Genomic DNA, 12,612 nt, shown 5'->3' with positions numbered 1-12,612 from the left:
TTTGGGGCGGTAGATGCGCGGGTGAGTGCCGGGGTTGCCTGACGATTGGAAAATTACCTGCGAAAGCCAAAAAAGCTCCGGCTGGCGGCCGGAGCTTTTTTGGCTTTATTCACAAGGAGTTGTCTGATAGCTACTTATCGTACTGCCCCACGCTCAGCATCACCAGCGTGCAGGCTTCCTCGGTCATAATGCCCTGGGCCTGTGCTTTTTGCTCCAACTCGGGGTTTTCGGTGCCGGGGTTGAAGATGATGCGCCGCGGCTTGAGGCTCAGGATGTAGTCGTACCAGGCGGGCTGGTTTTGGGGGCCCACGTAGAGCGTCACGGTGTCGATGCCTGCCTCGGTGGGGCGGTCGGTATGAATGTCAATGCCCGCCACCTGTCCCTTGCGGATGCCCACGGGCACTACTTCGTGGCCGTGATTTTTGAGCGAATGCACAGCCTTGTAGGCGTAGCGGTCGGGGTTGTCGGTGGCACCGAGAACTAAAGTCTTCATGGTTTCTAAGTTAAAATGCATTTGTCATGCTGACAAAGGAAGCATCTCAGCAGGTTAGTTCAGTTAGCCATGTTCTACCCTGACAAGATGCTTCCTTCGTCAGCATGACAAACATGGTGGTTAACGTTTTCTAGCGCCCCACGGATACGGCCAGCGCCTCCGCCACGCGCTCGCCGTCCATGGCCGCGCTCACGATGCCGCCCGCGTAGCCCGCGCCCTCGCCGCAGGGGTAGAGGCCGGCCACCACCGGGTGGCGCAGGGTGTCGCTATCGCGCGGGATGCGGACGGGCGACGAGGTGCGGCTCTCCACGCCCACAATCTGGGCCTCGTTGGTGGCGAAGCCGGGGATTTTGCGGCCGAAGGCGCGGAAGCCCTGCCGCAGCCGCTCGCTGAGGGCGGGGCCGAGCACGGCGTCCATCTCCACGCTCACCAGGCCGGGCTGGTAGCTGGTTTCTAGTAGGCTGGAAGAGAGCTTCTTCTGGAGGAAATCGCCCAGCAGCTGGGCCGGGGCCAGCTGGGTGTTGCCGGCCAGCTGGCAGGCGCGCTGCTCTATTTCCTGCTGCAAGCGCAGGCCGGCGAGCACGCCGTAGCGGGCCACGTCCATGTCGGCCAGCTCCACGGCGGCCACGATGCCCGAGTTGGCAAAGCGCGAGTCGCGGCGGCTGGGGCTCATGCCGTTCACCACCACCTCGCCGGGTGCGGTGGCCGCCGGCACAATGAAGCCGCCGGGGCACATGCAAAACGAAAACACGCCGCGCTGGGCGTCGCGCACCTTCGTTTGCTCCACCAGCGCGTAGCTGGCGGCCGGCAGCAGGCCGCGCTCGGGCCGCCCGTACTGCGCCGCATCAATCAGGCTTTGCGGGTGCTCGACGCGCACGCCCAGGGCGAAGGGCTTGGCCTCGATGGCCACCCCGCGCCGGTGCAGCAGCTCGTAGATGTCGCGGGCCGAGTGGCCGGTGGCCAGCACGGTGGCCTCGGCCTCCAGCGCCTCGCCGGTGTGCGTGACCACCCCGCGCAAGTAGTTGTTTTCCAGAATTAAATCCTCGACCCGCGTCTCAAACCGCACCTCGCCGCCGGCCTCGATGATGGCGTCGCGCAGGCTCTGCACCACGGCGGGGAGCTTGTTGGTGCCGATGTGGGGATGAGCATCGACCAGGATATCGGGGGTGGCGCCGTGCTGCACCAGCCGCCGCAAGATGCGGCCCACGTCGCCGCGCTTGGTGGCGCGGGTATACAGCTTACCATCGGAGTAGGTGCCCGCGCCGCCCTCGCCAAAGCAGTAGTTCGAGTCGGGGTTCACGAGGTGCTCCTTGTTGAGGGCAGCCAGGTCGCGGCGGCGGGTGCGCACGTCCTTGCCGCGCTCCAGCACGATGGGCTTGATACCCAGCTCGATGCAGCGCAGCGCCGCAAACAGCCCCGCCGGCCCCGCGCCCACAATGAGCACCCGCCGCCGCGCCTGGCGCACGTCGGGGTATTCAAACCACGGCCCCAGCAGTTCGTGGGCGGGGGCGGGCGTGGCGCGGTCGTACACGTCGGCCCGCAGGCGGATGAGGGGCCGGCGGCCCCGCGCATCGAGCGAGCGCTTGCGAATGTGCACGAAGTCGGCTTCGCCGGGGCGCAGGCCGGCGGCGGCCAGAATGGCCGCGTAGCGGGCCAGCTCGTCGTAGGCCACCTCGGGGGGTAGGGCCAAGTCTAGTTCTTGTTTCATACAGCAGGCGAACGGGAGTTAGCCGTTAAGCAGGCGCAAATTTACGATGGGGGGCGGGATGGGCGGGTTTCTCTGCCAGCCTGGTAGCTCTCAGGTTCTTGACGCTACGTAATTATTGCTTATACTTGCGGCAACCACGCTAACAATGGTGTGATTGCCGCTTTGTGCGAATACAGTGAGCAGCAATATAGGTGTCAGTAGCAAGTGTAACGAGAAAAAGAATGAAATTAGCAAACGTTTTTACAGATTCTTTTGACACTTTTAAAGTGTTTGACAAACTGAGCATTCAGCAAGCTAATTTGATAAATTATAGCTCACCTAACAGTGTGTGGCAAATATTAAATCATTTAGTAATTTGGCAGGGTTATCAAATAGATAAGTTTTGTAACATCAGCACAGAAGATATAAAAGAAATTACTACTTGGCCTACGGAAAAAAAAGTATCGGACCAAAGTCTGCTTAATGATAAGATAATGAAATTTAATGAGCAATTAGAAATGATTAAAATTGAATTAGGTAAAATGACAGTAGAGCAGGAAGGTATTGAGCGAAAATTAAAAATAATTCAAGATTTAACAATTCACTTGTCATTCCATATTGGTGAAATGATTCTGATAATGCGACAGAATGGGTATTATCCAATGCCAAGTGAAATGAATGCTTTTCTAGCCTGAAAATAAAAAATGGCTCCAATATTGATTCGGTAATGAGGTATATAAAGTGCTAAGCTTAGTTCAGTTTTACTTGAAATTTAGTATAAAATTGAAAATTCGCGCTTTAATTTCCGCTACATAGTCGAGACGAAGACCGTTAGATACATCATCAAAAGAGGTGCCTCGTTACCTTCGGCGCTATGCCTGCCTCTCCATTTCACGCCCGCCTTCCCCGCTCCCTAAGCCACCTAGCTACCCTAGCCGCTACGGGCAGCCTGGTGTGGTTAGCGGCCGGCGGGCTAGCGGCCGGGGCCGGGCGGCGGCATTTTGGCTAAGACAAAGGGCATTTTGCGTAAGCCTGCTTTTCGGGGGGTGATGACCTTTGTATCGTCATCAACCAGAAAAAAAGCTCGTATGAAAGCAGTAAGAATCAATGCCTTTGGCGGCCCGGAGGTCCTCCAATTAGCAGACGTAGCGCGCCCCGTGCCGGCGCCGGATGAGCTCTTGATTAGCATGTTTGCCAGCGGCGTAAACCCGGTCGATTGGGTAATTCGGGAGGGTAGCAACGAGGCGATGCGGGCGTTTTTGACCCTGCCCCTGACCCTGGGCTGGGATGCGGCCGGCGTGGTGGCCGAAGTCGGGAGCGCGGTTACCGGCTTTCAGCCCGGCGATGCTGTGTACGGGGTGCCCAATTTTCCGGGCAACGGCAGCTACGCCGAGTATTGCGCGGCCAAGGCCAGCCAGTTTGCCCGCAAGCCCCAGCGTCTGAGTTTCAACGAGGCGGCGGGCGTGCCGCTGGCCGGCCTCACGGCCTGGACGGGCCTCTTCGCCCACGGCCGGCTGCGGGCGGGCCAGCGCGTGCTCATTCAGGGGGCTTCGGGCGGGGTAGGGAGCTTCGCGGTGCAGTTTGCCAAGGCCAAAGGGGCGTACGTCATCGGCCTCGCCTCGGCTGGCAACCTGGAGTACGTCAGGCAGTTGGGGGCCGATGAGGCGCTTGATTACCGGGCCCAGCCGTTTGAAGAGCTGGTGCGCGACGTGGACGTGGTACTGGAAGCTTCGCCCCAGCGCGACAACCGCGAGCGCCTCAAGGCGGTGGCCGTGCTCAAGCCCGGCGGCATCTTCGTGAGCGTCAACGTCGATGCGCCGTTTGACGAGGCCGTGCTGGCCGCTTTGGCCCAGAAGCAGGCCACCGGCGAGCTCGCGCCCAACCAGCCCCGGCAGGACTGGCTAACCGAAATCGCCGAGCTAATCGACGCCGGCCAGGTGCAGGTGTTTGTCAGCCGCGTGTTTCCGCTGGCGCAGGTGGCCGAGGCTCACCGCGAAAGCGAAACCTGGCACGTGCGGGGTAAATTGGTGCTGGAAATACGCAACGAAAACGAGCCCGCATGAGGCATTTCAAAACGATAAGCGAATTCCACGAGTTCGTGCAATTGCCCAAACCCCAACATCCACTACTCAGCGTAGTGGATGTTGGGGCCGTGCCGCACCGTGAGGAAGAGGAGCCGGTTACTATGATGCTGGATTTTTACGCCATTTCCGTAAAAAGAATGCACAATATTAACTTCAAATATGGGCAACATTCGTTTGATTTCAACGAGGGTATTTTGTCGTTTATGGCACCCAATCAGGTGTTTAGCTCCGCCGTTGCCAACAAAGCCGAAGCCGTGGAAAAATCGGGCTGGGTAATTTATATTCACCCCGATTTTATTTGGAATACCCCGCTGGCCAAAACCATCAAGCACTACGATTTCTGGGATTATTCGCTCTACGAGGGCCTATTTCTTTCGGCCAGGGAAGAGGCAATTATTACGAATATTATTCTGGCCATTGAGCAGGAGTGTAATTCCGCTATTGACCGGTTCAGCAAGCACATTATTATCTCGCAAGTAGAAGGCTTGCTGAACTACGCCGACCGGTTTTATAGCCGCCAGTTTATTACCCGTGAGAAAGCTAACCACCAGGTGCTCGAACGGTTGGAAACCCTGCTGCACGCGTATTTCAATCGCCCCGATTTAGCGGAAATAGGCTTGCCTTCCGTACACTACGTGGCCGATTGCCTGCACCTTTCGCCCAAGTACCTGAGTAACGTCCTGCGCCTGGTAACCGGGCAAAATACCCAGCAGCACATTCACGCCCAGCTGATAGCCAAAGCCAAGGAAAAGCTATCGACTACCAGCCTGACCGTGAGCGAAATTGCGTACGAGCTGGGTTTTGAGCATTTGCCCTCCTTTAGCAAGCTGTTCAAGTCAAAGACGAAGCTCTCGCCTTTGGAATTCAGGACTTCATTTACTTAAAACCGTTCAGCAATCCCGATTTACGCTCAATAAAATAAAATTATGGGATTCTTTGCTAAACTATTTGACTGTAAGCAGCCGGACGCTAACTCAGAAAAAACAACCGAAACCGGGCGTTTGGAGGCGGGCGACTCATTCGTTTCGGCTGGGGATAATTATGGTTTCAAAATCAGCCGGCCCTTGACGGCGGCGCAAAAAGAAAGCGTTGGTAAGTCAACGATTTTGCTGCAAGCCAGCCAGCTTTACATGCACTACTGGACGGATAAGCTGGTTTGCCAAGACCCAAACGACCAGGAGTGGCAAAATAAAGTCATGTTTTTTTGGAGAGCGGAAGAGCTCTTTCCGAAGAAATCCTTGCCGCCGGTTTTCGAGACATTCGCCGTTAAAAACTTCCTTTTTACGGGCGATACCTCCCGGATTTCTTTGCAAGTAGCCCAGGCAATGCCGTGGTTTGGTATGCCCGGGCTCGGCGAAAAATACGTTTGCGAAATTGATTCTCAAAAAATAACGATTCCGGAGTTAAATAAGATTGGTTTGGTGGAGTACGTCGAGCAGGTTGAGTTAACCAATGAAAATCTGGGCGTGCTAACGGATAGGGAAGCTTATTTTTTCCTGATTGACGATAGAATTACGCCCTTTCAAAACGGAAATTTTTACTTGAGAGGCGAAGTCGTTGCCATTGACGTTGCTTATAGTATCGGGGGCATTCACCTGATGCGGAAAGTAGCCCTGGAATAAAAAGCGGGCTAAAAAAATAACGCGCGCCAGTTGGCGGTTGCTCCGCCGCTACTTTTGGCGCATGTCCGCTGCCCCCGCCTCCCCACTGCGCTCCATCATTTCCGGCTCCATCGGCAACCTCGTGGAGTGGTACGACTGGTACGTGTACTCGGCATTTGCCCTGTATTTCGCGCCGGTCTTTTTCCCCAAGGGCAGCCCCACGGCGCAGCTGCTGAACACGGCCGCCATCTTCGCGGTGGGCTTTTTGATGCGGCCGCTGGGGGCGGCGCTGCTCGGGCGCTACGCCGATAAGCACGGGCGGCGGGCGGCGCTGCTGCTTTCGGTGCAATTGATGGCGGGCGGCTCGCTGCTCATTGCCTGCGCGCCGGGCTACGCTACCATTGGGCTGGGTGCGCCGGCGCTGCTGCTGGTAGCGCGGCTGCTGCAAGGCATCAGCGTGGGGGGCGAGTACGGCACCTCGGCCACCTACCTTAGCGAGATGGCCGGCGCGCGGCACCGCGGCTTCTGGTCGAGCTTTCAGTACCTCACCCTCATGGGCGGGCAGCTGCTGGCGCTGGTGGTGCAACTAACATTGCAGCAGCTCATTACCCCGGCCGAGATGACGAGCTGGGGCTGGCGTGTGCCGTTTGTTATCGGGGCCGGGGCGGCGCTGGGGGCGTTGTTTTTGCGCACCCACATGCGCGAAACGGCCGCCTTCGAGCAGGCGCAGGCCACGGAGCCGGCGGCCAGCCGCCCCGCCCAACTATCGGCCTTTCAACAGCTGCGGCAGTATCCGCGCGAAACGCTCACCGTGGTGGGCCTCACGCTGGGCGGCACGCTGGCGTTCTACACGTTCACCACCTACGCCCAGAAATTTTTGGTGAATACCAGCGGCTTCAGTAAGGAGCAGGCCACCCTCATTTCGTTTGGCGCGATGGCCGTGGCCCTGCTGTTTCAGCCGCTGCTGGGAGCTATTTCTGATGCGGTGGGGCGGCGGCCGGTGCTGCTGTTTTTTGGTATCGGGGCTACGCTGGGCACCGTGCCGTTGCTGCGGGCGCTGGCCCACACCAGCAGCGAGTGGGGCGCGTTTGGCTTGCTGGTGGCGGCCCTGTTTGTGGTGAGCGCCTACACCAGCATCTCGGCCGTGGTGAAGGCCGAGCTGTTTCCGACCCACATTCGGGCGCTGGGCGTGGGGCTGCCCTACGCGCTCACGGTGGCCATCTTTGGCGGCACGGCCGAGTACCTGGCCCTCTTTGCCAAGGAGCAAGGCGTGGCCGAGTGGTTTTACTGGTACGTGACGGGCTGCGCGCTTGTTTCGCTGCTCGTGTACTGGCGCATGGGCGAGAGCCGGGCCAGCGGACACATGGCGGATGAGATTCAGGGCGAATAAATCGTTTGTCATTGCTTCGCTGTGCTCGCAATGACAGAACTTTAATCGACGACATTGAGACAAACTAATTGCCGGGCTTCTGGCTTACCTGCCTACACTTTTCTTTCCTAAAAAAATGCGTTTCCTTTCATCCTCCTTTATCGTAGCCGCCGTAGCCGGCACCACGCTGGTTTTCGGCTCCCAGGCCGCCCGGGCCCAAGCCCAAACGACCATGACGGAGCCCGCCCAGGCCAAAAAGCCCGAAGACAAGTCCAAGCGCCCCAGCCCGCCGGCCGTGGTAAAAACCACCGTGGGCAGCACCGACGTTACCATCGACTACAGCCGCCCCGCGCTGAAGGGCCGCGAGGCATTCGGCCCCAAATCGCCGCTGGCTCCAGTGGGCGACGTGTGGCGCACGGGTGCCAACGAGGCTACGACCTTCACGGTGAGCAAGGCCGTGAAAATCAACGGCCAGGCGCTGGCCGCGGGCACCTACGGGCTGTTCACCATCCCCGGCGCTACCGAGTGGACCATTATTTTCAACAAAACCGCCAAGCAGTGGGGTGCCTACGAATACAAAGCTGCCGATGACGTGCTGCGCGTAAAAGTGAAGCCCACCACCCTGACCACGCCCGTGGAGCAGTTCACCATCACGGCCGACAAAACCGGCAAAGTGGCCCTCATGTGGGCTAAGTCGGAGGCTGCCTTCATGGTGAAGTAGCCCGCTGGCTTCACCTAGAATATAGAACGTCATGCTGAGCTTGCCGAAGCATCTCTACCGCTTCATCCAACGATGCGGTAGAGATGCTTCGGCAAGCTCAGCATGACGTTCTGTTTTAGGTAAGCTGCCTGATTTTGTATAAAATATTGATAATAAAGTAATTATGGAAAAGCTCGTGCTGCTACGCCACGGCGAAAGCGTGTGGAACCAGGAAAATCGCTTCACCGGCTGGACCGACGTGGACCTCTCGGAGCTGGGTAAGCAGCAGGCCGCTCACGCGGGCCAACTGCTGCAACAGCACGGCTACACCTTCGATATCGGCTTCACGTCGGTGCTCAAGCGGGCCATTAAAACGCTGGATATCACCCTCGAAAACATGGACGAGCTCTGGATTCCGGTGCAAAAATCGTGGCGGCTCAATGAGCGTTTCTACGGCGCGCTGCAAGGCCTCAACAAGGCCGAAACCGCTGCCCAGTACGGCGCCGACCAGGTGCAGGAGTGGCGGCGCTCGCCGCACGCCCACCCGCCGGCCGTGACCAAGGACGACCCCCGCTGGCCCGGCCACGACCGGCGCTACCAGCACCTCACCGAGCGCGAGCTGCCCACCACCGAAAACCTGAGCGAAACGCTGGCCCGCGTCATGCCCTTCTGGACCGAGAAGATAATGGGTGCCCTGCGCCGCAACCAGAAGGTGATTATCGCCGCCCACGGCAACAGCCTGCGCGCCCTGGTGCAGTACATCGACCACCTGAGCGACGAGGAAGTGACGGCCCTGGACATCCCGACCGGCGTGCCGCTGGTGTACGAGCTGGACGAGGATTTCAACCGCATCCGGCACTATTACCTGACGTAGCTTGGGGTACCTGGCCTGGGGGTGAGGTGCCCCCAGGCCGGAGCCAAGCCCTCAGAACCATAACACGTATTGCTATGCCTGAGCTTACCTTTAAGGTCAGTTCAGGCCCCCTTAATTTTGTCCGATACGCCCCACGCCCGCCTTGCCGCCCTGGCCGACCCGCTCGCCGCGCCCGCCGACCAATTGCCGCGCCTGCGCAAGCTGCTCGAAACCCTGCTGCGCGCCGACTACAAGCGCCGCAAAGCGCCGTTTGGCAACCTGTTTCAGGCCATCGGCGGGGCCTGCTACTCGCTGGAGCTGCCCACCGCCCTGCGCGACCAGCTGCAAGACCTGCGCCTGACCGCCAACCTGGTGCTGCACGAAAGCTACCGGGGCACCGCCGCCGAGGTAGCCGCCGGCTTCGCGGCCGTGGCCGAATTGCTGGAAGTGCTTACGGGTGAGCCCTATACGGGGCCATACCCGCCGCAACCCGCCGCTGCCGAAACGCTGGCGGCGGTTGCGGCTAGTCCGGCCGCGGCGCCCGCCAGCTCGGCCCGCGCCGCCCTGGCCGCCGACCCGCGCGCCGTGTGGCGGGTGCAGGTGCTGCACGCCGACCTACCCACCGGCGTCATCACCGTGGAGCTGAGCACGCCGGCCGACGGCCGCCCGGCCGGCCCGTTTCAGCTGGAGCTGCCGGCCGCCTATGAGGGCCTGCTGCTGGCGGCCAAGGCCTTGCACCCGGCCCTCAATCTCATCGGCCCCGTGGTGCTGCCGGGCGGCCGCGTGCGCCCCCGCCGCGTGGTGCTGGAGCCCGATTACCTCATCAGCGTCACCACCTTAGCCGAGTGCGCGCAGCGCGATGGCACCTACGGCGAGCTGGCCCTGCTCAAGGCGTTTTTGCCCGATGAAACCTCGCGCTCGCTGGTGGTGGGTAACCTCGTAAACCGCCTGCTGGATGAGGAAGTAAGCCACGCCGCCCAGCAGGTAGTGGCGCGCCAGGCGCAGGTGGCGGCCGCGTTGGCCCTGCTGCGCCCGGCCGAAGCGGCCGCCGAGCCCCAGCCAGCCGCCAATCCCGCGCCGGCCGCCGATTTCGACCTGGAGCACTTTCTGACCAAGAAGCTCTTTCGCGCCGAGCCCCTCACGCTGAGTACCTTGCCCGAGTTTCAGACCCGCACCGGCGTGCCCGAGCTGCTCAACGACCTGCGCCGCCACCACCGCACGCTGCGCCAGGCCCAGCGGCAGGGCTTCGCGGCCCTCTCGCGCACCGGCTACCAGCAGCAGCCCCTGCGCCTGGTCGATTGCTTTCTCGAACCCACCTTTCTGTCAGCTACTTACGGCCTACAAGGCCGCCTCGACCTGTTGCACGAAAGCCCCACCGGCTACGACCTCGTGGAGCTGAAAAGCTCGGTGAAAGTGCCCGCCGCCGAGCCCTGGACCAACCACGCCGCCCAGGCCCAGCTTTACCGCTTGCTGCTGGAATCGGTATTTGGGGCCGATGGCGAAACCGCCGGCCGGGGCCGCACTAGCATCCTGTACTCCAACGCCGCCGAGGACCAGCCCGCCGTGCGCCCGGTCATTCAAAACCAGGACTTTGTGGACCAACTACTGGCCGCCCGCAACCACTTGGTAGGCACCGAGTTGCAGCTGGCCCGCGCCACTGGTCCCGGCCAGGTGGCGGCCCTGCTGGCCCCCGTGCTGCGCCCCAACTTGCAGGCCGTGCCGCCCTTCAACCGCGAAAAGGCCGAAAAAACCGCCCGCGTGTGGGCCGACGCCGACCGCACCGAGCGCGCCTACTGCCTGGAAATGACCCGCTTCGCGGCCCGCGAAATGCGCCTGGCCCTGCTCGGCGACGAGGGCCGCCCCGGCGACGCCGGTGGCCAGGCGGGCCTCTGGCTGCTGCCGCAAGCCCGTAAACACCAGAACTTCAGTCTACTAGATGAGCTGGAATTAATCGAAGACCACAGCAACGCCCCCGACGATGCCCGCGAGGGCCTGGGGCCGCACCTCATTTTTCAGCGGCCGGTGGGAGGGAGGGAAGTTAATTTCCGGGCCGGCGACACGCTAATTTTATATCCGCGCCGCCGCGGCACCGCGGCCGAAAGCCAGCCGCTCGCGGAGGCGGCAACTGCCGGCGAGGCAGTGGAAAATGCGGCTGGCGCCCTCGTTCAGCCTGCCCATAACCTCAAGACCCTCAGCGCCCTCGATGCGCAGGTGGTGAAGGTGACGCTGGCCGAAGACCTCGGGGCCGATGGCCGCGTGGTGCTGGCCGTGCGTAACCGCCGCATGGCCCCGCGCTACCTGCACGGCCACTCGCACTGGGCCCTGGAGCCCGATACCTACGACACCTTTCGGCGCGAGTGGGCGGGGCTGACCAGCTTCCTGAGTTTGCCGCCCGCCCGCCGCCGTCAACTGCTGGCCCGCACCGCTCCGCGCCCGCCCGAAGGCTGGGACGCCGCCCGTGCCCAGCCCGCCACCGCCGCGCCCGAGGTGGTGGCCCGCGCCCTGGCCGCGCCCGACTGGTTTGTGCTCTGCGGCCCGCCCGGCACCGGCAAAACCCGCTCGGTGCTGCGCGAGCTGGCCACCCGCCTCGTGGCCGATGACAAGCAGACGCTGCTGGCCGCCTACACCAACCGCGCCGTGGACGAAATCTGCGAGCAGCTAATGGACGCTGGCTTGCCGTTTATTCGCATCGGCTCACGGCTGGGCACCTCGCCGGCCTACCGCCCGTACCTGCTCGATAACATGATTCGCGACCTGCCCACCCGCCAGATGGTGCGGGCGCGCCTCACCGGCACGCCGCTCTACGTGGGCACCATCAGCAGCTTACTGGGCCGGCCCGAGCTGTTTCAGCTCAAGAATTTCGACGTGGCCGTGGTAGACGAGGCCAGCCAGGTGCTCGAAGGCCCCATGCTGGCGCTGCTGGCCAAGGCCAAGAAATTCATCCTCATCGGCGACCACCGCCAGCTGCCCGCCGTGGTAACCCAGGAAACCGAAACCAGCGCCGTGGCCCCCGCCGTGGCCGAGCTGCTGCGCGAGCAGCTGGGCCTCAGTAACTTGCGCAACTCGTACTTCGAGCGCCTGTTTCGCCGCGCCGAGGCGCAGTGGCCCTACGCCCACGGCACGCTCGCCAACCAGTACCGGGCCCACGCCGACCTGGCCGCGCTCGTCAACGAAGATTTTTACGACGGCCAGCTGCGCAGCCCTCTGCCCTGGCAGCACGCCAGCCTCAACCCCCACGCCTGGCCCGCGCCCGCCAACCCGGCCGATACCTTCGGCGCGGCCCTGCGCCGCCAGCGCCTCGTGTTCGTGCCCACCCGCCGCCAGCCCGACGACCTTTCACAAAAGGAGTCGAGCCAGGAAGCCGAGCTGGCCGCCCGCGCCGCCCTGGCCGTGGTCCAGGGCTACGGCCCAGCCTTCGACCCCGAAGCCACGCTGGGCATCATTGCCAGCTACCGCAACCAGGCGGCCCGCATCCGGGCGCGGCTGGCTCAGCTGGCCCAGGAGCACAACTTGCCCCAGCTGGCCCAGGTCAGCGTCGATACCGTGGAGCGCTACCAGGGCTCGCAGCGCGAGGTGATTATTGTGAGCTTCTGCTGCCACCACGAGCACCAACTGGAGCTAATGGTATCGCCCGACGAAACCGGCCAGGTCGACCGCAAGCTCAACGTGGCCGTAACGCGGGCGCGCCAGCAATTGATTTTGCTGGGCAATGAGCTGGTGCTGAGCCGCGGCCCACACCACGCCGCCCTTTTGGAAAGGGTGCGGACTGCGGGCGGCTGGGTAGGAAGGGAATGATTTCTTGGATAAACCTGCTTAATTTATCAC

11 protein-coding genes are annotated in these 12,612 nt (G+C 61.7%); 9 read left to right on the top strand and 2 right to left on the bottom strand.

Translation table 11 applies throughout. The features are described from left to right. Nucleotides 1–130: 130 nt before the first annotated feature. A complete protein-coding gene (locus tag ACYVGC_RS08535; RefSeq protein WP_460583389.1) occupies nucleotides 131–493 on the bottom strand; it encodes a CoA-binding protein in 363 nt (120 codons plus the stop codon). Between the two features lie 130 nt (nucleotides 494–623). Then, entirely contained in the window at nucleotides 624–2,201 is a 1,578-nt protein-coding gene (locus ACYVGC_RS08530) for an NAD(P)/FAD-dependent oxidoreductase (protein WP_460583388.1), read from the bottom strand. Nucleotides 2,202–2,467: 266 nt separating this feature from the next. Between ACYVGC_RS08530 and ACYVGC_RS08525 the strand changes: the two genes are divergently transcribed. From ACYVGC_RS08525 to ACYVGC_RS08485, 9 genes are all read left to right on the top strand, one after another. Next, a complete protein-coding gene (locus ACYVGC_RS08525) occupies nucleotides 2,468–2,875 on the top strand; it encodes a hypothetical protein (protein WP_460583387.1) in 408 nt (135 codons plus the stop codon). A gap of 179 nt (nucleotides 2,876–3,054) precedes the next feature. Beyond that, complete coding sequence (locus ACYVGC_RS08520; RefSeq protein WP_460583386.1) at nucleotides 3,055–3,189, top strand: hypothetical protein; 135 nt, start codon at nucleotides 3,055–3,057, stop codon at nucleotides 3,187–3,189. Nucleotides 3,190–3,268: 79 nt separating this feature from the next. After that, nucleotides 3,269–4,243: an NADP-dependent oxidoreductase gene (locus ACYVGC_RS08515; RefSeq protein ID WP_460583385.1), complete on the top strand. Its 975-nt coding sequence runs from the start codon at nucleotides 3,269–3,271 to the stop codon at nucleotides 4,241–4,243. A gap of 35 nt (nucleotides 4,244–4,278) precedes the next feature. Then, a complete protein-coding gene (locus ACYVGC_RS08510; RefSeq protein ID WP_460583384.1) occupies nucleotides 4,279–5,148 on the top strand; it encodes a helix-turn-helix domain-containing protein in 870 nt (289 codons plus the stop codon). A gap of 42 nt (nucleotides 5,149–5,190) precedes the next feature. Then, nucleotides 5,191–5,886: a hypothetical protein gene (locus tag ACYVGC_RS08505; RefSeq protein WP_460583383.1), complete on the top strand. Its 696-nt coding sequence runs from the start codon at nucleotides 5,191–5,193 to the stop codon at nucleotides 5,884–5,886. A 61-nt stretch (nucleotides 5,887–5,947) separates the two neighbouring features. Beyond that, entirely contained in the window at nucleotides 5,948–7,255 is a 1,308-nt protein-coding gene (locus ACYVGC_RS08500) for an MFS transporter (protein WP_460583382.1), read from the top strand. Nucleotides 7,256–7,370: 115 nt separating this feature from the next. Beyond that, nucleotides 7,371–7,955: a DUF2911 domain-containing protein gene (locus ACYVGC_RS08495; protein WP_460583381.1), complete on the top strand. Its 585-nt coding sequence runs from the start codon at nucleotides 7,371–7,373 to the stop codon at nucleotides 7,953–7,955. A gap of 163 nt (nucleotides 7,956–8,118) precedes the next feature. Continuing rightward, nucleotides 8,119–8,808 (top strand): 2,3-bisphosphoglycerate-dependent phosphoglycerate mutase, encoded by a 690-nt coding sequence (gene gpmA, locus ACYVGC_RS08490; RefSeq protein ID WP_460583380.1) that lies wholly within the window; start codon nucleotides 8,119–8,121, stop codon nucleotides 8,806–8,808. Between the two features lie 117 nt (nucleotides 8,809–8,925). Beyond that, nucleotides 8,926–12,582, top strand: coding sequence for a DEAD/DEAH box helicase (locus tag ACYVGC_RS08485; RefSeq protein ID WP_460583379.1), 3,657 nt, complete (start codon nucleotides 8,926–8,928; stop codon nucleotides 12,580–12,582). Nucleotides 12,583–12,612: the final 30 nt, after the last annotated feature.

The organism is Hymenobacter arcticus (assembly GCF_054779975.1).
This window is presented reverse-complemented; position numbering and strand designations above follow the sequence as displayed.